Origin of the sequence: Actinobacillus porcitonsillarum, assembly GCF_003101015.1 — a bacterium.
In the GTDB taxonomy this organism is placed as follows: domain Bacteria; phylum Pseudomonadota; class Gammaproteobacteria; order Enterobacterales; family Pasteurellaceae; genus Haemophilus_A; species Haemophilus_A porcitonsillarum.
Map to the genome: position 1 here is coordinate 2,100,373 of NZ_CP029206.1, position 24,851 is coordinate 2,125,223.

19 protein-coding genes and 1 tRNA gene are annotated in these 24,851 nt (G+C 39.2%); 7 read left to right on the plus strand and 13 right to left on the minus strand.

The genetic code is table 11. The features are described 5' to 3' along the window. Positions 1-92: 92 nt before the first annotated feature. The 3 genes from galT to DDU33_RS10090 all read right to left on the minus strand — a co-directional run bounded on the left by galT (position 93) and on the right by DDU33_RS10090 (position 4,847). Positions 93-1,142: a galactose-1-phosphate uridylyltransferase gene (gene galT, locus DDU33_RS10080; RefSeq protein WP_108924991.1), complete on the minus strand. Its 1,050-nt coding sequence runs from the start codon at positions 1,140-1,142 to the stop codon at positions 93-95. A gap of 201 nt (positions 1,143-1,343) precedes the next feature. Continuing rightward, complete coding sequence (locus DDU33_RS10085; protein ID WP_108925314.1) at positions 1,344-3,479, minus strand: alpha-galactosidase; 2,136 nt, start codon at positions 3,477-3,479, stop codon at positions 1,344-1,346. A gap of 81 nt (positions 3,480-3,560) precedes the next feature. Next, the gene (locus DDU33_RS10090) at positions 3,561-4,847 is read right to left on the minus strand and encodes an MFS transporter (RefSeq protein ID WP_108924993.1); all 1,287 of its coding nucleotides are present in this window, start codon (positions 4,845-4,847) and stop codon (positions 3,561-3,563) included. Positions 4,848-5,066: 219 nt separating this feature from the next. Here DDU33_RS10090 and DDU33_RS10095 point away from each other — a divergent pair, with 219 nt between their 5' ends. Next, positions 5,067-6,062 carry a LacI family DNA-binding transcriptional regulator gene (locus tag DDU33_RS10095; protein ID WP_005819708.1) on the plus strand — a complete coding sequence of 332 codons (996 nt, stop codon included), beginning with the start codon at positions 5,067-5,069 and terminating at the stop codon, positions 6,060-6,062. 137 nt (positions 6,063-6,199) lie between these two features. Here the strand turns inward: DDU33_RS10095 and DDU33_RS10100 are convergent. The 7 genes from DDU33_RS10100 to argG form a co-directional block, all read right to left on the minus strand. Next, a tRNA-Asn gene (locus DDU33_RS10100) sits at positions 6,200-6,275 on the minus strand. Between the two features lie 83 nt (positions 6,276-6,358). Continuing rightward, entirely contained in the window at positions 6,359-7,105 is a 747-nt protein-coding gene (moeB, locus tag DDU33_RS10105; protein WP_108924995.1) for a molybdopterin-synthase adenylyltransferase MoeB, read from the minus strand. 1 nt (position 7,106) lies between these two features. Beyond that, a complete protein-coding gene (gene moeA / locus DDU33_RS10110) occupies positions 7,107-8,351 on the minus strand; it encodes a molybdopterin molybdotransferase MoeA (protein WP_108924997.1) in 1,245 nt (414 codons plus the stop codon). A gap of 100 nt (positions 8,352-8,451) precedes the next feature. Then, positions 8,452-9,972, minus strand: coding sequence for an amidophosphoribosyltransferase (purF, locus tag DDU33_RS10115; RefSeq protein ID WP_108924998.1), 1,521 nt, complete (start codon positions 9,970-9,972; stop codon positions 8,452-8,454). A gap of 11 nt (positions 9,973-9,983) precedes the next feature. After that, positions 9,984-10,490, minus strand: coding sequence for a CvpA family protein (locus tag DDU33_RS10120; protein ID WP_108925000.1), 507 nt, complete (start codon positions 10,488-10,490; stop codon positions 9,984-9,986). Between the two features lie 148 nt (positions 10,491-10,638). Then, the gene (gene rnhA / locus DDU33_RS10125) at positions 10,639-11,100 is read right to left on the minus strand and encodes a ribonuclease HI (RefSeq protein ID WP_108925002.1); all 462 of its coding nucleotides are present in this window, start codon (positions 11,098-11,100) and stop codon (positions 10,639-10,641) included. 113 nt (positions 11,101-11,213) lie between these two features. After that, positions 11,214-12,545 (minus strand): argininosuccinate synthase, encoded by a 1,332-nt coding sequence (argG, locus tag DDU33_RS10130; protein WP_005823160.1) that lies wholly within the window; start codon positions 12,543-12,545, stop codon positions 11,214-11,216. Between the two features lie 192 nt (positions 12,546-12,737). On the opposite strand from argG, the gene DDU33_RS10135 reads away from it, so the two are divergent. Together DDU33_RS10135 and DDU33_RS10140 are read left to right on the plus strand one after the other, a co-directional pair. Then, entirely contained in the window at positions 12,738-13,775 is a 1,038-nt protein-coding gene (locus DDU33_RS10135) for a glycosyltransferase family 9 protein (RefSeq protein WP_108925004.1), read from the plus strand. Positions 13,776-13,844: 69 nt separating this feature from the next. Next, the gene (locus tag DDU33_RS10140) at positions 13,845-14,669 is read left to right on the plus strand and encodes a D-alanyl-D-alanine carboxypeptidase family protein (protein ID WP_108925006.1); all 825 of its coding nucleotides are present in this window, start codon (positions 13,845-13,847) and stop codon (positions 14,667-14,669) included. A 54-nt stretch (positions 14,670-14,723) separates the two neighbouring features. Here the strand turns inward: DDU33_RS10140 and DDU33_RS10145 are convergent, their stop codons facing one another. Both DDU33_RS10145 and DDU33_RS10150 read right to left on the minus strand, forming a co-directional pair. Further along, positions 14,724-15,485: a glycosyltransferase family 2 protein gene (locus DDU33_RS10145; RefSeq protein ID WP_108925008.1), complete on the minus strand. Its 762-nt coding sequence runs from the start codon at positions 15,483-15,485 to the stop codon at positions 14,724-14,726. 99 nt (positions 15,486-15,584) lie between these two features. Then, a complete protein-coding gene (locus DDU33_RS10150; RefSeq protein ID WP_005819693.1) occupies positions 15,585-16,685 on the minus strand; it encodes an extracellular solute-binding protein in 1,101 nt (366 codons plus the stop codon). A gap of 232 nt (positions 16,686-16,917) precedes the next feature. On the opposite strand from DDU33_RS10150, the gene grpE reads away from it, so the two are divergent. The 3 genes from grpE to hrpA are packed head-to-tail and all read left to right on the plus strand — an operon-like array spanning position 16,918 to position 21,929. After that, positions 16,918-17,505 carry a nucleotide exchange factor GrpE gene (grpE, locus tag DDU33_RS10155; protein WP_108925010.1) on the plus strand — a complete coding sequence of 196 codons (588 nt, stop codon included), beginning with the start codon at positions 16,918-16,920 and terminating at the stop codon, positions 17,503-17,505. Between the two features lie 42 nt (positions 17,506-17,547). Beyond that, entirely contained in the window at positions 17,548-18,000 is a 453-nt protein-coding gene (locus DDU33_RS10160; protein WP_108925012.1) for a DUF441 domain-containing protein, read from the plus strand. A gap of 14 nt (positions 18,001-18,014) precedes the next feature. Continuing rightward, positions 18,015-21,929, plus strand: a complete 3,915-nt coding sequence (gene hrpA / locus DDU33_RS10165; protein WP_108925014.1) for an ATP-dependent RNA helicase HrpA — start codon at positions 18,015-18,017, stop codon at positions 21,927-21,929. Between the two features lie 37 nt (positions 21,930-21,966). Here the strand turns inward: hrpA and DDU33_RS10170 are convergent, their stop codons facing one another. After that, entirely contained in the window at positions 21,967-23,295 is a 1,329-nt protein-coding gene (locus DDU33_RS10170; protein WP_108925016.1) for a tetratricopeptide repeat protein, read from the minus strand. A gap of 655 nt (positions 23,296-23,950) precedes the next feature. Here DDU33_RS10170 and DDU33_RS10175 point away from each other — a divergent pair. Then, complete coding sequence (locus DDU33_RS10175) at positions 23,951-24,802, plus strand: glycosyltransferase family 2 protein (RefSeq protein ID WP_108925018.1); 852 nt, start codon at positions 23,951-23,953, stop codon at positions 24,800-24,802. Positions 24,803-24,851: the final 49 nt, after the last annotated feature.

The window sequence follows — 24,851 nt, forward strand, 5'->3', positions numbered from 1 at the left end:
AACAAGGCTGGTTATCAAATGGTGGGCAAGGATGCCCACCCTACATGCATTTCTAAAAATGCAATGTTTATGCAAACTCAATATAATGCTGGTTATTTATCTTTATAATGCACTTCATCACTCACTGCATTAAGCCTTTCCGCCGCTTGTTCCGGAGTAAGATCTCGTTGGCTTTCAGCCATCATTTCATAACCGACCATAAATTTACGCACAGTTGCTGAGCGTAAAAGTGGTGGGTAAAAATGGGCGTGGAGTTGCCAATGTGCATTTTCTTTACCGTTAAATGGGGCAAAATGGAAGCCCATTGAATAAGGGAAGCTGATGTTGAAGAGATTGTCATAGCGTATCGTTAATTTTTTTAGGGCTAATGCCAAATCTTCTCGTTCCGCCTGATTAAGCTCTTCAATCGATTTAAACTGTTTCGCTTTTGGTAGTAATAGTGTTTCAAACGGCCACGCTGCCCAATAAGGCACAACGGCAATCCAATCTTCAGTTTCTACGACAATGCGTTCTCGTTTTTCCAGCTCTCGTTGAGCGTAATCTAGTAATAATGGGCGTTGATGTTTGGCAAAATAATCGGCTTGGCATTCGTCTTCTGTGGCTAATTCATTCGGTAGAAAATTACTTGCCCAAATTTGCCCATGTGGATGAGGGTTAGAACAACCCATCATTGCCCCTTTGTTTTCAAAGAGTTGCACCCATTGATAACGTTGTTTTAGCTCGCCAACTTGCTCTTGCCAAACTTCTACCACTTGTGCGATTTCTTCAACGCTTAGTTGTGGCAAGGTTTTGCTGTGATCCGGCGAAAAGCAGATCACACGGCTCTCGCCTTGTGTGTGCGAAATTTGGAAAAGAGGATCGTCATTTTCTTCCGGTGCCGGTGTATCCGGTAATAAGGCAGAAAAATCATTTTTGAACACAAACGGTTTTGTATATGCCGGATTTTGCTCGCCGGTAATCCGTTTATTGCTCGGGCAAAGATAGCAAGTCGGATCATAACTCGGTTTATCTTCTGCCACGATCTCTTCTTGCTGCCCTTGCCATGGGCGTTTGGCTCGATGCGGAGAAACTAAAATCCATTGATTTTTCAACGGATTAAAACGGCGATGTGGGTGATCGTTTAAAATAAATTGCGTTGTCATATAATCGCTCCATTTCAATCAGATTTTTGGAGTATAGTTTAACTTTGCTTTTTAAGCTGTGATAAGGATCACAAGTATAGGGAAATATGTAATATAACATTGTATTTGTACAAAATTTAACATACGTTTGTAGGGGAGAATTACATTCGCCCTGATATTCCTGTGAAGGTTTTGGGGCAAATGTAATTTGCCCCTACATCGTTACACTCGGGTAAATTTCAACAACATTGCAGAAGCAGGATCAATTAACGGCAAGCCTAATCCGACTTTTGCTAACCATTGGCTGTTAATGATAACTTTTTCGCCCTCTAAGGCTTTTACCATCCATTGTGGTAATTTTTTCATCAAATGCCCGAATTTTCCTTCGGCAAAATTACGAGGTAAATCGAGTATTTCTACTTGATAATCGCCTTCAGCTAAATACGGTAAACGTAACGCTTCTTGCCCTAAGTAATCCAACATTGCAAGTTGGCTGATTAAAACAACCGCTTGCGAGCCTTCTTTATTAACCACGCCATTCACAAGTGAGGCCGGATCTTTACGGTCTAGTCGGAACGATACGCCATTGTGCAATAACGGGCGTAAAGACTTATGCAACGCAATGTATTTTGCAAAGTTTTGGCGCTCTTCTTCGCCCTCTTTAACCGGATCAAGTTCTACGCCCATATGTCCGAACAGTGCCGTTAAGCCACGGAAATTTGCATCTAATTTTCGGTAAGTCGTATGACAGTGATAGCCTCCGATATGCGCTCCCATCACTTCCGGCGGATAGAAATAGCTAAAGCCACGTTGAATAGTTTGGCGCTCAAGAGCATCATTATCGTCCGAAGTCCAGAAACGTTGTGAGCGTTTTAAAATTTCATAATCGATACGTCCACCACCGGAAGAACACGCCTCAAACTCCACATTCGGATATTTTTCGCAAAGCACATCACATAAGCGATACAGTGCTTCAGTTTGTTTGGTAACAGCGGCTTTGCCTTCGTGTGCGCCTTGTACAATACGGCGGTTCATATCCCATTTCACATAGTCAATGTCGTGATTGCCTAACAACCAATCCATACGTTCGACTAAATAATTAAACACATCAGGATTGCAGAGATCCAACACATACTGATTACGCTCTGCAGGTTGATCGTAGCCTTTTACTTCCAATAACCAATCTGGGTGTTGTTGATAGAGCTTTGTCGGTTTATTAATCATCTCTAACTCTACCCAAATCCCGAATTGCATACCAAGCTCTTTCACTTGCTGAATAACCGGTGTTAAACCGTTTGGATATTTACGTTCATCTAAATACCAATCGCCTAATCCGCCAAAATCATCATCACGTCCGATAAACCAACCATCATCAATAATAAAACGTTCTACGCCCATTTCTGCCGCCGCTTTTGCCATAGCGATAATATGATCCGGTTTATGGTCAAAATAAACGCCTTCCCAAATATTTAAATGCACAGGACGCGTTTTTTCTTTCGGGAAGCGGACAATATGCTCACGGACATATTGATGGAATTGTTGGCTCATACCGTTTAATCCTTCCGCTGAGAAGGTGCTATAAACCCAAGGCGTGGCAACTTCTTCATTTTGCTCTAGGCTAATTTCGCCGGCAAAATATAATGCTTCAAGCTGAACAGTTCGGCGACCACGAATATCAATATCGGCACGAATACGATGATTGCCACTCCAAGCTAAATGAAAGCCCCAAACTTGACCATTTTGCTCTTTAAAGCCATTTTCGCCGACCATTACAATAGGCGGATATTCGTGAGATGTTCTGCCCACTCGATTTTCTTGAATGAAACCACCATGTTTTAAAGTTTGGCGATTAAGCTGGAACTCTCGTACCCATCTGCCGTAGAAATTGCAAACTTCATCAGCAAACTCCGGTAATGGTAACGTTACTGCAAGGCGATCAACCGTATAGCGTCCTGCTTTTAAATTACGTAGTTTGTTGCGAGTTTTTAGTACAGACGTTTTTTCATCAAGCACAAATTCGCTGATAAATTCTAATCCGGCGATTTCATCGGTTTGGCGTAAGATCAAGCGGTCATTTTCTTGCTCAATTTTACTTAATTTGAATACCGGCATTGAATTCAAACCATTACGATGCCCTTCTAAACTACTGCTTTCAAAATAGCCTCGTCCGTTCTCTGAAATGAGTGATACAGGTACATCAATATCTAAGCCTCCATTGGTTACGCCAGCTTGTGAAAGCCAAGCACTTTCAGGGCTAAATGTGGAAAGTTTTTCGCCCCAATAAAGGATGCGAGGGTTATCTGATGCCTCAATAATAAGATCGTTTTTTTGACTAGAAAGACGGATAATATTGCTCATATTATAAACTCCAATTCGGTTAAATTCTTTGGCTTGTTTACGGGCGGGGATACCCTCGCCCATACAAAATATTCCCTATATTTATGCCCCTACCGCATTACGGCGATGAAGCTGATAGCGCTCTTGCATATTCATTTTGCCTGTTAAGGTAAAGACGGAAAGTAAGGTAAAGCCAAGCGCAATACAACCTAAAATAAAGTAGGTTTCTTGATAGCCAAATTTGTCGTACCAGCTTCCCACCACTGATGACGCTAACATATTGCCCACTTGTTTAATGAATTGGCACGCCACCATATAAATCGTTGCTGAAAAATGAACTTCAAACACATTGCCGATATATTTGAATAAACCGACTAAATAGAATGGCACTTCAAACATATGTAAGGTTTTTAACACGACTACGTGCCACGCCTCCGAAGCGTAAGAAGAACCGATAATACGAATGGTCATAATAAAACCGGCGGTTAAAAGCGCATTTTTTGCTCCCATACGGTTAATTAAAAGTGGGACAAAGAACATAATGGCTGCATTTAAAAACTCGCCCATCGTGGTCACATAACCAAACATTTCAATCCCTTCTTCTTTGGAGTCAAAGAAGGTATTAAAGAAATTACCGAACTGTTGGTCAAAAATATCGTAAGTACACGCCACGCCCACCACATAAGCTAACAATGCCCAGAAACGAGGAAGTTTGAATAATTTAACGGCTTGTGCAAGGCTGACCGGATTTTTATTTGCACCAAGTTGCGCCATCACAGAAGCGGTAGAATTTTGCTCTGGTTTTGCAAGTGCGACTAAAATCAGTAACACCACCGCACCGGCTGAACCTAACCAGAACACAGAATTAGGATCACGACTGTATAAAATACCGGCAATTGATGCACAAATCCCCCAGCCGATCATTCCGAACATTCTCGCTCGCCCATATTCAAAATGGCTTTGACGGCTAACACGTTCTACATAAGCTTCTGAAGCACCTGCGCCCCCTGAGAAAACAAAGCCCATATAAACACCGCCTGTAATTGCCCCTAACCAGATGTTACTTTTTAATAACGGCGCAAAGATATAAATAAAGAAAGGTGCGTAGAAAACGAGCGCAACTGCAACTGCCCACAGTAAATGTTTTTTCACGCCTAATTTATCGGTAACGTAACCAAAAATCGGCTGGAAGCAGAGTGCAAAAAACGACATCGCTGCAAAAACAATGCCTCGTTCTTCGCCACTCAAGCCGTTAATATCGCCCAACCAAATCCCTAAAAACGGATAACAGGTTGCCATAATAAAGAAGTAGGTAAAGAAATAACCGCTAAATACAAAGTAGTTACGGTTGCCCCAATAATAGGCTTTATTGGATGTACTTGTTTGCATATTGCACCTCATTAGGTTAATTTGATAGCAAAATGATAACGTTACCATTTTATCTTTCAAAGCAAATTTTGTTGAAAATGTGAAGAAGATCACATTTTTTAACGTTATCATTTCAATTTTGTGAGCAAGATCACATTTTTATGCTTTCAAAATACGATAGAAAATGCGAAAGTATCGTTAAATTTTATAAACCTTAACATTGCTGCCAAAGAGGATGATATGGCTTCATTGAAAGAAGTAGCAAAACTGGCTGGGGTATCGCTGATGACTGTTTCTCGAGCGATCAACAACCCGGAACAACTCTCCGAAAAGACGCTCGCTCGTGTTAAACAAGCCATTGAGCAACTTGGCTATGTGCCGAATATTGCTGCCCAAAAAATTCGAGGAGTGAGTAACAATACTATTGGCGTACTCTCCTTTAGCACTGCAACCACACCGTTTTCTGTGGAAATTTTGTTAGCCATTGAACAAACGGTACGTAAATACGGCTGGAACAGTTTTGTGATCAACGCTTTTGAAGATAATCCGCAAGATGTCGAACAAGCGGTAGATCTACTTCTCTCACACCGCCCAACCGCCATTATTATTACCCGCCACGGCTTAAAAGAAATTAACGTGCCGAAACGCCTTGCTGCTTATCCGATGGTGTTAGCCAATTGCGTTACTCAAGATATTGAGGTGGCAAGCTATATTCCCGATGATTTTCAAGGTCAAGCAGATGTGATGAGTTTATTAGTGGAGAAAGGATATAAAAAACCACTTTGTCTTTATATTCCTCATAATGCCATTGCCGCTCAAAAACGCCAAGAGGGCTTACACACTATCTGGTTTGCACAAAAAAATGCTCATCCGCTAACCGAGTTTTTTATGGATGAAAGTGATGACTATCTGCACGGTGCGGACGAGTTGAAAAAACTGTTAGAGCAAGGTGTTGAGCATTTTGATTATGATGTGATTGTTTGTGGAAATGACCGTATCGCTTTGCTTGCCTACCAAATGTTGCTCGCCAAAGGATTACGTATTCCTCAAGATGTTGCTGTTGTGGGCTACGATAATATGGTGGGAATTGCGCATTTATTCCTTCCACCGCTGACAACGGTTCAGCTCCCTCACTACGAAATGGGAAAACAAGCCGCACTGCATTTGATTGAAGGTAGAAAGGGAAAGAATACCTATCCGATTGAATGTCCGTTGGTTGTAAGAGAATCGTGTTAAAAAGGCTAGATAAAAAGAAACCCCATAGAAAACCTACGGGGTAAACCTTTTGTTCTAATTCTGGAGGTATGAATCAACTGTTTTATAAAAGGAGACAAATAAAACAAGAACAAAAGTAAAAACTAAAGGAAATTAGTTGGCTCCTCCTGCGGGACTCGAACCTGCGACATATGGATTAACAGTCCACCGTTCTACCGACTGAACTAAGGAGGAACAAAACGGCGTCATGTTAAGCGAAATTTGTATAGCAGTCAAACTCCAAATGGAGAACTTTCAATTCTTTTCATTCTTTACAATTAAGATTGACATACGGCACAACTCGGCATTTTGGCTAGCTTCATTTCTCTAACTGAAAAATGTAAAGCATCAATGATAAATAATTTACCGGATAAATTTTTACCAATACTGAGTAAGACTTTAATCGCCTCCATCGCCTGCATACTGCCAATTACCCCGACAATCGGTGCCATCACACCAGCCTCAACACAGCTTAATGTTCCTTCGCCAAATAATTGGCTTAGGCATTGGTAGCAAGGCTCATCTTTCTGATAAGTAAAAACCGAAATTTGCCCTTCAAATCGAATTGCCGAACCGGAAACAAGCGGTCGTTTTTGTTGAAAACAGTGCAAATTAAGCTGATTACGCACTTCAACATTATCAGTACAATCTAGCACAACATCAACTTGAGCAATAAGTCCTGCCCACTCATCTTGTGCAAATTTTTTATGAATGGCTTGAATGGCAATATTCGGATTGATCGCCTGTAAACGCTTTTTAGCCACTTCGACTTTAGGTAAACCAATATCCGCATCGGTATATAAAATTTGGCGTTGCAAATTGGATAAAGAAATTTCATCAAAATCAACCAAAATCAATTTGCCAACACCAGCCGATGCCAAATATTGCAAAGCTGCACAGCCTAAACCGCCCGCGCCGACAATCAAAACTCGGCTCGCTTTTAATTTCTCTTGTCCGTCAAAATCAACCGCCTTCAAACTAATTTGGCGGTTGTAACGTAACATTTCGTGATCACTAAGTTCCATACTATTTAAGTAAACTGTTGAAAGGTTGAATGGTAACTTTCTCGCCGGCTTGAACTGCGCCACGTTCTGCTTCTAAAACGATGAAACAGTTACTCTCATAAAATGCACTGAAAATATGCGAGCCTTGTGTGCCAATCGGTTTCACTTCTAATTCGCCACGTTCATTAGCATAATAAAAACCACGCTGGAAATCTTGGCGACCTACCGCTTTTTTCAACGGAACAGCACTACAAGCGGTTAAATTTTGAGTAAGTTTTGCAATACTTGGCTCATTCATACCGGATAAATGCGCTAAAGCAGGCTGAACAAGTTGGTAGAATGTAACCAAAGCAGAAACAGGATTACCCGGTAAACCAAAGAAAATCGTTTGTTTGGCATTTTCTTGCCCTAGCTTACCAAAAGCAAAAGGTTTACCAGGCTTCATTGCAATTTTCCAAAACGCTATTTTGCCTAATTTTTCCAATACATCTTTGGTAAAATCAGCCTCTCCAACAGAAACACCACCGCTGGTAATTAAAATATCCGCTTCTTGTTGTGCTTGTATAAATTTCGCCTCAAAAATTTGCGGATCATCAGGCAAGATACCGTAATCTATAATTTCACAGTTTAATTTTTCTAACATCAAACGCACCGCAAATCGGTTAGTGTCATAAATTTTCCCTTCCGTTAATGGCTCGCCTACGCTCGTTAATTCATCGCCTGTTGAAAGAATTGCCACTTTTAGACGAGGGAAAACCGGCACTTGTGCAATTCCCAAAGAAGCCAATAAAGGTAAAGTTGTTACATTGAGTAAACTTCCTTTCGCTAAAACTAATTCCCCTTGTTTAACATCTTCTCCCACTCGGCGAATGTTTTGTCCAAGTTTAGGTGTTTTGCAAAAAATAATCTGATTGTCACCGCTTGTTTCGGTTTCTTCTTGCATCACAACCGCATCACAACCTTGTGGGATCATTGCCCCCGTCATAATGCGAACACACTCGCCTTGCTTTAACTCGCCATTAAAGGGATTGCCGGCAAAAGATTTGCCGATTTGCGTGAGTTGATTTCCTTGTGCTAAATCGCTTACACGAACCGCATAGCCATCCATAGCGGAATTATCAAAACTTGGGACATTGATTGGCGAGAAAATATCTTCTGCCAGAATACGGTTTGCACACGCATTTAAGGCTAAAGTTTCAGTTACTTTAGGTAAAGGAAGCTGCTGCAACATTTGTTGTAACGCTTCTGTTAAGGGTAAAAGTGCCATAATCCATCCTCTTTGTCATAAAGAAAAGGGCGTATTAACGCCCTTAATTTCTTTTAGTTTACCTGATTTTCATCAAAATTCGAATGATCTTCGAAAGGTTTTATGAACTGATATTGTGAATTTCTAAATTTGTTGCTTGCGTTGCTGCTTTACTTTTGGCTTTATCATTACGTGCTTGCGCTATCGCGTCTAAATAATCTTGACTGACATCGCCCGTAATATATTCGCCCGTGAAAACGGAAGCATCAAAGTTTTTGATGTTTGGATTTTCTGTTTGTACCGCTTTAAATAAGGAAGAAAGATCTTGGAAAATCAGTTTATCAACACCAATGATTTCAGCCACCTCTTCCACACTACGTCCATAAGCCACAAGCTCTTGGCTGGTTGGCATATCAATTCCATAAACATTAGGGTAACGGATCTCCGGCGCAGCAGAAGCAAAATACACTTTTTTAGCACCTGCGGCACGAGCCATTTCAACAATTTGCTCAGATGTCGTACCACGTACAATTGAGTCATCCACTAAAAGGACATTTTTCCCTTTAAATTCAGACGCTATTGCATTCAATTTACGGCGAACCGAACTTTTACGTTGCGCTTGCCCCGGCATAATAAAGGTTCGAGCAACATAGCGATTTTTTACGAAACCTTGACGATAAGGTTTGTAGAGAACATTTGCAATACGTACCGCAATATCATTTGAGGTTTCAGGGATTGGGATAACTACATCAATTTCATCCACTAATCGCCCCCATTCACGTTTGATTTTTTCGCCTAACAGCTCCCCCATATGGACACGTGCACCATATACCGAAACACCATCAATCACAGAATCCGGACGGGCAAAATAGACATATTCGAAAATACATGGGTTAAGTGTTGGGTTCTCCGCACAAATAGCAGAATGAACTTGCCCGTCAAAGGTAATGTAGATTGCTTCACCAGGTAATACATCTCGCTCAAACTCAAAACCAACAATATCTAGTGCCACGCTTTCAGAAGCAAACATATATTCCGTTTTGCCATCTAGCACGCGTTTTCCTAAAACAAGCGGGCGAATTCCAAACGGATCACGAAATGCTACCATACCATGCCCAATTATCATCGCAATACAAGCATACGCACCTTTGATTACTTCATTCGTTTTACGAACGGTTTCAAAAATGTTTTCCGGTGTGAGATGTGCGGTAGGATATTGATCAAGATAGTGAGCAAAAATGTTAAGTAGAGCTTCAGAGTCTGAGTTAGTATTAACGTGGCGGCGAGCTTCATTAAAAAGACGCTCTTTTAATTCTGCACTATTGGTTAAATTACCGTTATGAACCAAGGTTAAACCGAATGGAGAGTTTACATAGAAAGGCTGCGCTTCCGATACACTTGAACTACCTGCAGTTGGATAACGCACATGACCAATACCGGCATTCCCTTGCAAGCGTAACATATGTTCTTGACGGAACACATCGCTTACCAGCCCATTTGCTTTACGTAAGCGGAATCGATTTTCTTCATCGATAGTGACAATACCTGCGGCATCTTGTCCACGGTGTTGAAGTAATGTTAATCCATCATAAATCGCCTGATTCACAGGCGATCCCCCAATAATGCCGACAATGCCGCACATAAAATAACCTCTTATTTTGTGGAATTTAAGAAACTGGAATTAGCTTGCATCTGATCAAAGAACCATTTCACAATAAAATCAAAATGCGGAATCAGTTGAGATTCTTTCCATAATTCACTTTGACTTACTGATGTAAAGGTATCTAAGAAAAATAATGCTGCGGCAACAATAAGAATACCTCGTAAAGCACCAAATGCACCGCCTAGAATACGATCTGTGGTTGATAAAATGCCTGTTGTATCAATAATTTTACTTAAAAGTGCGTTAATCACACCGCAAATAATCAATACCACAATAAATAATGCCCCAGCGGCAATACCATTACGCAAGAATTCTGAATTTTGAAGATAGATAGAATTAACTTGAGTGAGATAACCGCTTAAATAAGGATAAAACGAACTTGCGACCCAAAAGGCAATTACCCAGCCAGCCAATGAAAGCGCTTCACTCACAAAACCTCGCCAAAGGCTAACTAAAATAGAAAATGCAATAAGTCCGATAATAATGATATCAACCATAAAAACCTCAATGGGTCAAAACGACCGCTATTTTACAAAAAAAGAAAACGTTTGCGTAGTGCAAACAAGCTAAAAAATGGCAATTTTTGCCAAAAAATTTAACAAACGAGTATTTTTATAAATTTTAATAAAAATCTGACCGCTTGTATTATTCAGCATTATACCCAATATCTTCCAAAGTGGGATTATTTGCCCCAGCCTTTGCTAATTCATCACAAATTTCATTTTCACGATGTCCCGCATGACCTTTAACCCAATGCCATTCCATTTTATGACGCTGGATTTCCATATCTAAGGCAATCCATAAATCTTGATTTTTAACCGCTTTACCGTTCGCTGTTTTCCAATTATTACGCTTCCAATTAAAAATCCATTTTGTGATGCCGTCTTTCATATACTGGCTATCTGAATGTAAATGCACTTGGCAAGGTTCCTTTAACATCGCAAGAGCTTCAATAACTGCGCGAAGTTCCATGCGGTTATTAGTCGTTCGGAAATAACCTTGGCTAACCGTTTTTTCATGCTGATTATATCGGAGCAATATGCCTATTCCCCCTTTGCCCGGATTACCTAAGCAAGAACCATCTGTAAAAATTTCGACTTGTTTCATTTGATTTATCGATACTAACAAAAGTGCATCAGTATATAACTTAATTATAAAAAAAGAAAATCGCCCCAAATTAACCTTTGAGGCGATTTTGCTCTTAATCTTAAATAAAAAGATTATTTTTGACCTAATTGCGGCACAACTTGGTTATTCGCAGAAATTAAACCTGTTTCGGTATAAATCGCTAATTTACCACGTGTATCCACAATATCTAAGTTACGCATTGTTAATTGACCGATACGATCTGACGGTGTAAATGGCGCATCTTCTACTTTTTCCATACTTAAACGTTCTGCTTCGTAAGTTAAGTTTGGCGATTCAGTATTAAGAATCGTGAAGTCGTTACCACGGCGTAATTCTAAAGTTACAGTACCGGTAATTGCTTTTGCTACCCAACGTTGTGCTGTTTCACGAAGCATTAATGCTTGTGGGTCGAACCAACGACCTTGGTATAATAAGCGACCTAAACGTAAGCCGTTAATACGGTATTGTTCAATCGTATCTTCATTGTGAATACCGGTTACTAAACGCTCGTAAGCAATGTGTAATAATGCCATTCCCGGTGCTTCATAAATACCACGAGATTTTGCTTCAATGATACGGTTTTCGATTTGATCTGACATCCCTAAACCATGGCGACCACCAATACGGTTTGCTTCAAGAATTAACTCAACAGCATCTTCGATACGTTTGCCGTTTAATGCAACCGGCACACCTTCTTCAAAGGTAACAGAAACTGTCTCAGGTTTGATTTCAACTGATTCATCCCAGAACGCTACGCCCATAATTGGTTTCACAATTTTCATTCCGGTACTTAATTCTTCTAAGTCTTTCGCTTCGTGCGTTGCACCTAACATATTTGAGTCGGTTGAGTAAGCTTTTTCAACAGACATTTTGTAGTCAAAACCGTTAGCAATTAAGAATTGCGACATCTCAAAACGACCACCAAGCTCATCAATAAAGAGGTTGTCTAACCAAGGTTTATAGATTTTTAATTTTGGATTGGTTAATAAACCATAACGGTAGAAACGCTCGATGTCATTGCCCTTAAAGGTTGAGCCATCGCCCCAGATGTTTACGTCATCTTCTTTCATTGCAGCAACAAGCATTGTACCGGTTACCGCACGACCAAGTGGCGTGGTATTGAAATAAGGGATACCGCCCGTTGAAATATGGAATGCACCACATTGAATAGCTGCAATACCTTCGTGTGCTAATTGCGCACGGCAGTCAATTAAACGTGCATTTTCTGCACCGTATTCCATCGCTTTTTTCGGAATTGCGTTGTAATCATCTTCATCAGGCTGACCTAAGTTTGCTGTATATGCGTAAGGCACTGCACCTTTTTTACGCATCCAAAGTAATGCTGCTGAAGTATCTAAACCGCCTGAAAATGCGATACCTACTTTCTGACCTAACGGTAGAGATTCTAAAATTGTTGCTGACATACGAATTCCTATAATTTGCTTATTTTTGAATGGATAACAACCAACCGCAAACGGTTGCGTTATAGTTAAACTGCTGTATTTTATTAGAATTTAAGAGAAATTTCATCTAAAATTTTTCGTATTATAAAATCTATTACATCCTGAATAAACCACGCTATAATTCTGCTCTACATTTTAGAAAGAGAATACAAAATGAAAAAACTCCTCGTCATTCGTAATGACAAAATTGGCGATTTTATGGTTTGTTTTCCCGCTTTTGCGATGCTAAAACAATCCATGCCCAATGTAGAAATTACGGCTTTAGTGCCAAATTACACAGCTCCTTTAGCAGCTCTTTGCCCTTCAATTGACAAAGTTATCATTGATACGCCCAATAAAAAAGATAAAACCGAATTTGAGCGTATTTTAAAACAAATCAAACAAGAAAATTTTGATACGGTTATTAGCTTTGTTTCAGATTGGTATAACGCAAAATTGACGTGGAAAAGCGGTATTCCCTACCGTTTAGCACCTGCAACCAAATTATTTCAATTTTTATATAACCACCGTTTAACACAGCGCCGCTCACAATCGGCAAAAGCGGAATCGGAATATAATCTTGACCTTGCTCGAGCGTTTCTAACTGAGAAAGGGATTACAACCATCGAGCCTAAAGCACCATACTTAACATTTTCGCCGGAAGAGACCGCAAGCCAAAAACAAAAATTAGCAAAACAGTTACAAATTTCTACCGCTTGCAAATGGCTTTTTGTCCATAGTTCTACCGGAGGTTCAGCCAATAATCTCTCATTAGAGCAATACGCAACGCTTATTCAAGGCATTTGCGAGAAATTTAACTGCCAAGTCATTTTAACCGCCGGCAAAGGCGAAGCTGAAAAAGCGCAGCAATTAGCCGAAAAAGTGAATTTGCCTAACGTGGTTATTTATGACAAAAATGATGGATTAGATGATTTTACGCGCTCACTTGCTTGTGCCGACCTCTTTATTTCAGGTTCAACCGGTCCTTTACACATTTGTGGCGCATTAAATATCCCGACAGTTGGCTTCTACCCCAGCCGTCTTTCTGCCATTCCTCGCCGTTGGCGACCAATAAATGAGGAAGGAAAACATATCGCTTTTTGCCCGCCAAGCGATAAAGCCTCACAAATGAATTTAACCTTAATTTCTATTGAAGATGCGTTAAAAGAGATTATTCCTTTTGTTCAGCATCATTGGGCAAAAATAGAATAAGAAATAGTCGAATGCTTATTTTTTTGCTAGAATGCGCCTCTTTTTCTTTATTACTCGGATGTTATAGATATGTTAAAAAAATTATTTTCAGTGCTACTCATCGTGCCTTCGTTCAGTATGGCTCAATCTTATGTGGTTTATGATTTTACTCATGATCGCGTATTAGAAAGTCGTGCGCCCAATAGTATTCAACCTATTGCATCTGTAACAAAATTGATGACCGCTAATATTTTTTTAGAAAATAATAAAAATAAAAACTGTACCGCTACCATTACCGAAGCGGATAGCGACTTTATTAAAGGCACGGGTACAAAATTACCCAAACACACACCGATTTCTTGTGATGAATTATTAAAAGCAATGATGGTGCATTCAGATAATTATGCCGCTCATGCGCTCTCTCGTTCAGCAGGTATGACTCGCCCACAATTCATTCAGAAAATGAATGAAAAAGCACAGCAGTTAGGCATGCGCTCGACTCGCTTTAGTGATAGCTCCGGTTTATCTAGTGCAAACATTTCTAGTGCAATGGATTTAGTGAAACTAGCTAAATACTCACTACAAAAGCCTAAATTACAAGAGCTGTCTAATACACCTGCAACACTTGTTCAAGTAGGAAAACGCCAAGTATTTATGCAAAATACGAGTGCTTTAGTACGAGAAGAAATCTTCAATGCGGCATTAAATAAAACTGGCTACATTCGTGAATCTGGCTATAATTTAGTTTTCGTAAATAAACAACAATGTAACCATGCGACCATTGGGGTTATTAGTTTGAATAATTACAGTTCTGCCATTCGTTCGAATTTTACCAAAACAAAATTGGAGCAATATGGCTGTGAATCATTAGCCCATGATGATTACGGCTATGCCGATGAGGATGAAGATATTTAATAAAAAAACCGCTTGTAAAATAACTTATTACAAGCGGTTTAATTTTCATAATAATTAACGATTTCTCGTCCTATTCCACAAATCGGCATATTTAACAAAGGTTGAATGTGCAGAGAGAATAGCTAACAAAAAGCCTTGTTTTCCATCTAAAAATCCGGCTTTGAGCAAATACATCTTCACAAAACACCCTAGTGCGTGAGTTACACCATCAAACAAACTTGCTTTTTTACCGGCTTTGGCTTTTTGAATTGACCATGCTTGAGCGTAAGAGGCAGATTTGACGAGATAATGATGAACATCTTTATAAGTAAAGTGCAATAAGTCGCCTGTTAATTTTTTTACATTAGCATCTTTAGGAAAATGTACTTTTTCGTGAACTAATTCATCGCCATATTTGGCAAATGTTGTGCGATATAAACGCACGACATAATCCGGATACCAACCGGAATGACGAATTTGACGACCGAACACTTCACTTAATCGCCCAATTTTATAAACGGTATTTTGTTCATCATTTTTGACCGCTTGTAAAATGCTATGTTTTAATTCCGGCGTTACTCTTTCATCGGCATCAAGCCATAATACATAATCGCTGGTAACATACTGCTGGGCTAGCTGGCGCTGTTTACCAAATCCTTGCCAATCAGTATTGACATAAAATTTTGCACCATATTGTTCCGCAATTTGTTCTGTGTCGTCTGTGCTTCCACTGTCTAAAATCACAATTTCATCCACCCAACCTTTAACCGTATCAAGGCAAGCAGCTAAATCTTGTGCTTCATTTTTGACAATCATTGCAACACTTAATGTTGGCATACTTCTTTCCTACTTTATCAATTTATTCGCTATTGTACTTCATCTAAAACAAAACCCCAAAGATTTCTCTTTGGGGTTCACTGTTACTGAAACATCAGATTATTTTGATGCTTTTAACTCTTGGTAGTATTTTTCGTAAAGTTCAATTGCATCGCCAACTTCATCTTGCCATTGAGAAGATTTTAATACTTCTGCTGTTGGATAGATTGCTGGATCTTCAGTAATCTCTTTTGGTAATACTTTTAACGCTTCAACGTTAGAAGTTGGGTAACCAATCGCTAATGTTAATTTTTCAGATGCTTTTGCACCTAATAAGTAGTTAATTAACTTATGTGCGTTTTCTTTGTTTTTCGCATTTGCCGGAATAGCTAATGTATCCACCCATAATACCGGCCCTTCTTTCGGGAAGACCATATTGATAGGTGCTTGCTCTTTCTTCGCAATACGTACAGAACCATTCCATAATTGACCTACTGAAACTTCACCTGAGATAAATGAGTTTGCTGGGTTATCTGATGTGAATGAAAGTACGTTTGGACGTAATTTTTTCAGCTCTTCATAAGCTGCTTTAATTTCTTCCGGATCACGTGTATTTGGATTTTTACCTAATTTTAATAACGCAATGTTAAATACTTCACGAGCATCGTCTAATAATTGTACTTTGTTCGCAAATTCAGGTTTCCATAAATCACCCCAAGAAGTGAATTCTGTACCTTTATAGTCGTTTGTATTAAATGCAATACCCGGTGCACCTAATAATTGAGGTAATGAGTATTTGTTACCTAAATCATAAGGTTTATTTAACCAATCTTGGTTTAATTCTTTAATGACTGGAAGTTGTGCGTGATCTAACTCTGCTAACATACCTTCTTTTGCCATTTTTGATACGAAGTAGTTAGATGGTGCGATAACATCATAACCGCCATCTTTACCTTGTAATTTTAACTTCGCATACATTGTTTCGTTTGATTCAAGGCTAGAAACTTCTACTTTAATACCCGTTTCTTTTGTGAATTCGTCTAATAAACCTTCAGGAACGTACTCCGTCCAAGTATATAAATGAACGGTACCTGCGTTAGCTGGTGCTGCTTTAGACTCTGCTGCTGGAGCAGCTTCTGTTGTTTTTGGTTTTTCTTCATTACATGCTGTTAATGCGAATGAAGCCACGCCTGCAGCTAATAAACCTGCTAATTTTTTCATTTAAGTTTTCTCCGTTAAGAAAAAAAAGATAAAAGCGGTCGGATTTCTCCGAAAATTTACGAACCTTTCACGCCGTGATCGTCAATGAAAGTTAGGGGCGATTTTAAGGCAAGCCCTACATTTTGCAAGCACTTTCTTGCCTAAAATAAAATTATTTTTGCCTTTTCCTTGAATTTCAGTAATTTATCGCTATATTAAGGCAAAATTTGTCTTTTATATAAGAGGATTAAGTATGACAAATCAAACTGAAACCACACAACAAGAAGAAATGAACACCATTCAAGAAGAAACACAAACAGAACAAATTCAAGAAGAACAAACCGTTGAAGTGAATCCGCTTGAAGCAGCAGAAGCTCGCATCGCAGAATTAGAAAGCTATATTTCTGAAGCCGATGCACGTGAAAAAGATATTCAACTTCGTGCCCAAGCAGAAATTCAAAACATTCGCCGCCGTGCAGAACAAGATGTTGAGAAAGCGCACAAATTCGCTTTAGAAAAATTCTCAAAAGAACTTTTAACCGTTGTGGATAATTTAGAGCGTGGTTTAGCTGCGTTAGATAATGCGGTGACTGATGAAAAAACTCAAGCATTAGTCGATGGCGTAGAAATGACGCATAAAGAATTCATTTCAACCTTAGCGAAATTCGGCGTTGAAGCAGTTGGTGCGGTTGGTGAAGCATTTAACCCTGAATTACATCAAGCAATTTCAATGCAACCGGCTGAAGGCATTGACGCAAATCACATCAGTACGGTATTACAAAAAGGTTATACCTTGCAAGGACGTGTACTCCGTCCTGCGATGGTTATTGTTGCAGCATAATACCTACGGGCGGATTTTCCGCCCTCATTTTTTATCAATACTATGAGCTTATCATTTAATCCTATCGCCCTTTTTCTTGTTGCCCTTATCTTACTTGGCGTATTGGGAAATAATAATTCCATTACCATTTCTGCTACCGTCTTACTCTTAATGCAACAAACAGTTCTAAATAAATATATTCCTCATTTAGAAAAATATGGGCTCACTCTCGGCATTATAATTTTAACCATTGGCGTTCTTAGCCCCATTGTTTCAGGTAAAATTGCGCTACCAAATTTGGCGACATTACTAAATTGGAAAATGCTACTGGCAATTCTTGCCGGGATATCAGTAGCTTGGCTTGGAGGGAGAGGCATTAATCTAATGGGCAATCAACCCATTCTCGTAACGGGGCTACTGATTGGTACGATTATCGGTGTCGCTTTCTTAAAAGGTGTGCCTGTCGGGCCATTAATTGCGGCAGGGATTTTGTCGCTGGTTGTAGGAAAATCATAATTTAACATTGAAATATGCAAAAAAATCATAAAAACCGACCGCTTGATGATGCTCAGAAAGCATTGTTAGCCCAATTAAAAGATATAACCAATTTAGATTATCGCCGTTTGCGTTCTCGTATTCACGGCATTTCCAATATCAAAAATGAAAATGCCAAACAAGCCATCATTGCAGAAATTGAAACGGATCTGACCGCTTGTAAAAGTCGTTATCTCACGCGTAAACAACAAGCCGAACAGCTAAAAATTGAGTATCCTGATCTGCCTGTTTCTGCGCGCCGTGAAGAGATATTAAAACTGATTGCCGAACATCAAGTGGTGGTGATTGCAGGGGAAACGGGGTCGGGTAAAACCACGCAGTTGCCGAAAATGTGTTTGGAGCTTGGGCGTGGAGTAAAAGGGCTAATCGGGCATACGCAACCTAGACGTATTGCGGCTCGCTCGGTGGCGACACGCATTGCCGAAGAGCTGAAATCGGAACTTGGCTCGACTATCGGTTATAAAGTCCGCTTTAACGATCAGATTAGTGATAATACTCTCGTCAAATTGATGACGGACGGTATTCTGCTTGCCGAAATTCAAAACGACCGCTATCTCAATCAATACGATACGTTGATTATTGACGAAGCCCACGAACGCTCGCTTAACAACGATTTTATTCTCGGTTATCTCAAGCAAATTTTGGTAAAACGTCCTGATTTGAAGGTAATCATCACATCGGCAACCATTGATGTAGAACGTTTTTCTAAACATTTTAACAACGCACCGATCATCGAAGTGTCGGGCAGAACTTATCCTGTGGAAGTGCGTTATCGTCCGATTGTGGAAGAAGAGAATCAAGACCAACTACAAGGCATTCTCAATGCGGTGGACGAACTGCAAGCAGAAGGTCGGGGCGATATTTTGATTTTTATGAACGGTGAGCGAGAAATCCGTGATACCGCCGAAGCCTTGCAGAAGCAGGAACTTCGCCATACGGAAATTTTGCCATTATATGCCCGTTTATCAGCCGCAGAACAACAACGCATTTTTAATCCAAGCAACCTGAACCGCATTATTTTGGCAACCAACGTGGCGGAAACCTCGCTGACTATCCCGAATATCAAGTATGTGATTGATACGGGAACGGCTCGTATTTCCCGTTATAGCTATCGCACCAAAGTTCAGCGTTTGCCGATTGAGCCGATTTCTCAAGCGTCCGCCAACCAGCGTAAAGGGCGTTGCGGACGTATTTCGGAAGGGATATGTATCCGCTTGTATTCGGAAGAGGATTTTAACGCCCGTCCGCAGTTTACTGATCCTGAAATTTTGCGGACAAATTTGGCTTCGGTTATCTTGCAGATGACAGCGTTGGGTTTGACGGATATTGCTTCGTTTCCGTTTGTCGATGCACCGGATCAGCGACATATTCAAGATGGTATTCGTTTATTAGAAGAATTACAGGCATTTGAATTCAAAAAAACAAAAAATGGTGAAATACGTGAATTGACCCAAATCGGTCGCCAACTCGCCCAACTCCCTATCGATCCCCGTCTGGGTCGTATGGTGATCGAAGCGGCGAAGAATGGTAGTTTGCACGAAGTGATGATGATCGTATCGGCGTTGTCTATTCAAGATCCCCGAGAGCGTCCGCAGGAAAAACAGCAGTCAGCAGATGATAAACATCGCCGTTTTGCTGATAAAGAGAGCGATTTTTTAGCCTTTGTGAACCTGTGGCATTTTATTCAAGAGCAACAAAAAGAACTCACTAAAAATCAGTTTCGCAAACTCTGCCAAAAAGATTATCTCAATTATCTGCGAGTGCGTGAGTGGCAGGATATTTATCATCAGCTTCGCCTTGCGGTGCGTGAAATGGGCTTGCCGATTAACAGTGAACCTGCAAATTATCAGCAAATTCACACCGCTTTATTATCGGGTTTATTGTCGCATATCGGCTTGAAAGATAACGAAAAAATGCACTATTTAGGGGCGAGAAATGCCCATTTCTACCTGTTCCCTAATTCCGTGCTTTTCAAAAAACAGCCGAAATGGGTAATGGCGGCGGAATTGGTCGAAACCACCAAATTGTGGGGGCGAATGGTGGCTCGGATTGAGCCGGAATGGGTTGAACCACTTGCTAAACACTTAACCAAATCCAGTTACAGCGAACCACGCTGGGCGAAATCGAAAGGGGCGGTGGTTGCCGATGAAAAAGTGTCGCTCTACGGCATTCCGATTGTTGCCAGCCGTCCTGTGATGTATGGGGCGATCGATCCTGTTGTCAGCCGTGAAATTTTTATCCGCTCGGCGTTGGTAGAAGGCGAATGGCACAATAATTACAAATTTTTCAAAGAAAACAACCGCTTGATCAAAGAGATCGAAGAGTTGGAACATAAATCTCGCCGTCGAGATATTTTGGTGGACGAGCAAGTGCTGTTTGAATTTTACGATCAGCGGATCGGCACTGATGTCGTTTCCAGCAAGCATTTTGACAGCTGGTGGAAAAAAGCGTCCCAGAAAGATCCTGAACTGCTGAACTTTGAAAAATCGTTCTTGATGAATGATAACGCCAACAAAGTGAGCGAGTTGGACTTCCCTAATTTCTGGTATCAAGGTTCGCTCAAATTGAAGTTGAGCTATCAGTTTGAAATTGGGCAAGATCACGATGGTGTCACCGTGCATATTCCGTTACCGTTACTTAATCAAATTGAGCCTGAAGGCTTTGATTGGCAAATTTCCGGGTTGCGTCACGAGTTAGTGGTCAGCCTCATTAAATCGTTACCTAAAGCGATGCGCCGCAATTTTGTACCTGCGCCTAATTATGCCGATGCGTTTCTAGGCAAAGCAGAACCTTTTGCTAAACCATTGCTTGAAAGTTTGACTTATGAACTGCGTAGAATGACAGGTGTAACAGTCGATCCTGAACTTTGGGATTTAACACAATTACCACCGCATTTACGAATGACATTCCGTGTGATTGATGAAAAAGGGAAAAAAATTGCGGAAAGTGAAAACCTTGATGAATTAAAATTCCAACTGAAAGATCAAGTACAAAGCACGCTTTCTAACATTGCCGACGATGGAATTGAACAAAGCGGTGTGCATTTGTGGAATTTTGCAGATTTACCCCAATTCTACGAGCAGAAAAAACAGCATTTTAGCGTAAAAGCCTACCCTGCGATTGTGGATGAAAAAGAGTCTGTGGGTATCAAATTGTTCGAAACAGAATTTGAACAAGCACGAGCAATGCAAGCGGGTTTACGCCGATTATTATTGTTGAACGTGCCGTCTCCGATTAAATACCTGCACGAAAAACTGCCGAATAAGGCCAAACTTGGTTTGTATTTTGCCCCGTTCGGCAAAGTGCTAGAACTCATTGATGACTGTATCGCTTGTGCGGTAGATAAATTGATTGAAGAGTTTGGTGGCTTTGTCTGGTCGGAAGAAAAATTCAACGAACTACACGAGTACGTTCGAGCCAATTTAAACGATACCACAGCAGAAATTGCTTTGCAGGTAGAAAAATGCCTTACCCTTGCTTTTGAATTAAATAAGCGAATGAAAGGCAAAATGGATTTTACGATGGCATTTGCGATGTCTGATATCAAGGCACAATTAGCAGGCTTAATTTATCCGGAATTTGTTACCAAAACCGGGCATAAACGCCTTGCAGATTTGCATCGATATTTAACCGCTATTGATAAACGACTAGACAAATTATTAGTCGATACCAATACGGATCGTGCGAAAATGCTACGTGTTGAACAAGTGCAAGAAGCTTATAAGCAATTATTGGCTAAATTACCGAAATCTAAAGCGATACCTGATGAAGTATTAGAAATTCGTTATATGATTGAAGAGTTGCGTGTCAGCCTGTTCGCTCAACAGCTTGGCACCAAATATCCGATTTCGGATAAGCGGATTTTAAATGTGATTACAGAAATGAAGTAATAATATTCAGGGGAAATTCCCCTGAATAATTACTAATTTACGGCTTCGCTTTTGTTGATGAAATTTGTTTTTCAATAAATTTAAGCATATCTTGTTTTGGTTCAGAATCAGGTAGTGACATTATTTCCTCTTGAACTTGTTGCCAATAATCATGTTTCTTTTCTTTACCAAGAAAATCATCTAGTTTAGATAATGCCATCTTCAAATTATTATATGCTGTTTGATAGTCGGGTTTTATTTTTATTGCTTTTACATACATTTCTTTAGCTTGTTGAAATAAGTTCTCTACTTCTTGTGGATTATCTTTACTAATCAAATTTGCTTCATAACCGAAAGCATTTCCCCAATTGTAATAAGCTTCGCTATTCTCAGGATTTAATTCAATAGCCTTTTTATATTTCTCGCCTGCTTGTTTAAGTAATTTTCTTGCTTCTTGTGGATTATCTTTACTAATCAATTGCGCTTCATCATCTAAAACATTTCCCCAATTGTAATAAGCGTCACTTTCTTTAGGATTTAACTCAATAGCCTTTTTATATTTCTCGCCTGCTTGTTGAAATAATTTTCTTGCTTCTTGTGGATTATATTTACTAATCAAATTTGCTTCATCAACTAAAACATTTCCCCAATTGTTATAAGAAAAACTCACTACATCAGATTTAATCTCAAGATCATTTGCCTTAGCAATCAGCAACTCATATAATTCACTCGCTTTCTCATATTTATTTTTACTGTTTGCCTGACTAATTGAGGTAGCCAACCTAAAAATAGCCAATAAATAATTTTCAATATTACTTCTTTTATCATACAAAAAAAGTAACTTCCATAAATCTACCAATTCCTCATAATACTTAACAGCTTCACTCCACTTTTTACTCTTGTAAGCTTTATCTGCCTCTTTCTCTAATAAAATTGCATTTGCTTTAATTTTAATATGGTAGTCAGGATTTTTAGCTTCTGAAATATTTCTAGCCATTTCATAAAATTTTTCTTTCTTAGTTTCAGAAAAGTTTTTATTTAATTCATCAACAACTAACTGATAGTTTTCCAGCCCTTTAATATTATTTTCTGCAAATTCATATCGTTGTTGAATATCTCGAATTTTATCTAACTCGCTTTCAGCCTTATCAAGTTTTTCTTTTACTGAAAAATATGACAAGATTGCCACTGTTCCGGCAAATACCCCACCGGCTGTTAATAATACGCCTAACAATGAAAATACACTTATCGTGGCTTCCCAAGCACCTTTTTGTGCAAATTTTTCGGAAATGGCAATAATAGAAAAAACGATAAAACAAACCAAACCGATAAAAAGTAATATATACCAATAAAATTTCAGCTGACTACGTATTTCTTTTTCTGTCATAAGTTACCTATTTATTTTGCTAGCTTAGAATAATTAAAGCCGGGGTAAAATTCGTAAACTGTTTGCGAATTGCTCCCTGAAGTTAAGTTTAAAAAGACTGTTTAATGTCCTAGACAAATAGTATTACCTAAACTCTCATCTACGCTTATCTCAAATATTTCTAATATAGAAACGCTTTCAATAGATGAATAATTTAAGTTAAAATAATGCTATACTTTAAATAAAGTCAAAACGTGAGTTATAACTGATTCAGAAACAATCAAATTTTCTTGCATGAATTCGCATTATAGCGATGATAAATACCAGAGTAAACCATTCTCCCCTACTTAACCTGCTCTCAAATAATAGGTAACAACACTATCAGATGAGTATTTAGCATACGTTTGTTGATGTTTTGTCCTTATGGGATATATCAATTGTACCTAGCACGTAAAAATACGTACTGGGTTACACATAGTTGAGCAGCTATACCACGTCTAATATATTTGACGTTGTGTGCACCTCATCTATTCACCTTTATTATTACTAAATGAAGGCTGAGTTAGTGTGGAATAAGTACAAAATTCCTATCAACAATTATTAACAAAACTGCTAAAATCCAAGCTAATTTTAGATAGTATTCAAAAGACGAAATAATCCAACAAAAGAAAAAACAATGAATAATCAAACTATTAAAACTGTTGCAGTGATTACCTCAACAATTGGCAGACCCGAGCTTGAACGTGCGATTTTAAGCGTTAAAAATCAAACTTACCCTTGCAAGCATTATGTGTTTGTTGATGGTGAACAATTTGCTGAAAAAGCCAAAGCGATTTTAGATAAATACCCTGATGTTATTGCGACCTATTTACCTATGAATACCGGTGCAAACGGTTGGACTAATAGTAGCATCAATGCTATCGCCCCGTTTTTAATCAAAGAAGATGCCATTTGTTACTTAGATGATGATAACTGGTATGAGCCGACTCATGTTGAAAATGGCGTAAAAACGCTCAATGAATCAGGTGCTGATTATGTTTATTCTTTTCGTAATTTCTATGATGATAAAGCACAATTTATTTGTCAAGATACATTAGAATCTATCGGATTTTATGAAAATAAATTAGATAACCCTTATGCATATCAAATTACCGTAGAGAATGAGACCATAGGAATGACAACTATGTTACATAAAAAACATCATATTGATACCAATTGCTATATGATGCGAAAATCTCTTACTGTGTTAACATCTCGCTTCTGGTATAGCGGTATCTATAACGATACCAATGTGTTTAATGCTCTTATGCAACTTAACGCCTCCCATTGTTGCACAAAAGCCTTTACAGTTAATTACCAATATGATCTCGAAAAATATGATATAGGATTTATCCTCTCCGTAGAAAAGGCGTTTCCACACTTAACCCGTGATGAGGTAAAACAACTCAATTACCAAGTGACGGCTCAAAAACAATTGAAAAACCTTGAACAGCATGGTGGTGTTTATCCTTGGGATAAAGAATATTGAACAAGTTAGACTATGATATAAAAATCAACTTTCTACCTAAAACTCAAGC

What these genes read in the sequence shown, in the direction of transcription:
- DDU33_RS10150 (WP_005819693.1), bottom strand. Translation starts at nt 16,685, where the DNA reads ATGAAAAAATTAGCAGGTTTATTAGCTGCAGGCGTGGCTTCATTCGCA.
- DDU33_RS10135 (WP_108925004.1), top strand. Translation starts at nt 12,738, where the DNA reads ATGAAAAAACTCCTCGTCATTCGTAATGACAAAATTGGCGATTTTATG.
- DDU33_RS10090 (WP_108924993.1), bottom strand. Translation starts at nt 4,847, where the DNA reads ATGCAAACAAGTACATCCAATAAAGCCTATTATTGGGGCAACCGTAAC.
- DDU33_RS10145 (WP_108925008.1), bottom strand. Translation starts at nt 15,485, where the DNA reads ATGCCAACATTAAGTGTTGCAATGATTGTCAAAAATGAAGCACAAGAT.
- DDU33_RS10095 (WP_005819708.1), top strand. Translation starts at nt 5,067, where the DNA reads ATGGCTTCATTGAAAGAAGTAGCAAAACTGGCTGGGGTATCGCTGATG.
- DDU33_RS10085 (WP_108925314.1), bottom strand. Translation starts at nt 3,479, where the DNA reads ATGAGCAATATTATCCGTCTTTCTAGTCAAAAAAACGATCTTATTATT.
- moeA (WP_108924997.1), bottom strand. Translation starts at nt 8,351, where the DNA reads ATGGCACTTTTACCCTTAACAGAAGCGTTACAACAAATGTTGCAGCAG.
- hrpA (WP_108925014.1), top strand. Translation starts at nt 18,015, where the DNA reads ATGCAAAAAAATCATAAAAACCGACCGCTTGATGATGCTCAGAAAGCA.
- argG (WP_005823160.1), bottom strand. Translation starts at nt 12,545, where the DNA reads ATGTCAGCAACAATTTTAGAATCTCTACCGTTAGGTCAGAAAGTAGGT.
- purF (WP_108924998.1), bottom strand. Translation starts at nt 9,972, where the DNA reads ATGTGCGGCATTGTCGGCATTATTGGGGGATCGCCTGTGAATCAGGCG.
- DDU33_RS10160 (WP_108925012.1), top strand. Translation starts at nt 17,548, where the DNA reads ATGAGCTTATCATTTAATCCTATCGCCCTTTTTCTTGTTGCCCTTATC.
- DDU33_RS10140 (WP_108925006.1), top strand. Translation starts at nt 13,845, where the DNA reads ATGTTAAAAAAATTATTTTCAGTGCTACTCATCGTGCCTTCGTTCAGT.
- DDU33_RS10170 (WP_108925016.1), bottom strand. Translation starts at nt 23,295, where the DNA reads ATGACAGAAAAAGAAATACGTAGTCAGCTGAAATTTTATTGGTATATA.
- DDU33_RS10175 (WP_108925018.1), top strand. Translation starts at nt 23,951, where the DNA reads ATGAATAATCAAACTATTAAAACTGTTGCAGTGATTACCTCAACAATT.
- rnhA (WP_108925002.1), bottom strand. Translation starts at nt 11,100, where the DNA reads ATGAAACAAGTCGAAATTTTTACAGATGGTTCTTGCTTAGGTAATCCG.
- moeB (WP_108924995.1), bottom strand. Translation starts at nt 7,105, where the DNA reads ATGGAACTTAGTGATCACGAAATGTTACGTTACAACCGCCAAATTAGT.
- galT (WP_108924991.1), bottom strand. Translation starts at nt 1,142, where the DNA reads ATGACAACGCAATTTATTTTAAACGATCACCCACATCGCCGTTTTAAT.
- DDU33_RS10120 (WP_108925000.1), bottom strand. Translation starts at nt 10,490, where the DNA reads ATGGTTGATATCATTATTATCGGACTTATTGCATTTTCTATTTTAGTT.
- grpE (WP_108925010.1), top strand. Translation starts at nt 16,918, where the DNA reads ATGACAAATCAAACTGAAACCACACAACAAGAAGAAATGAACACCATT.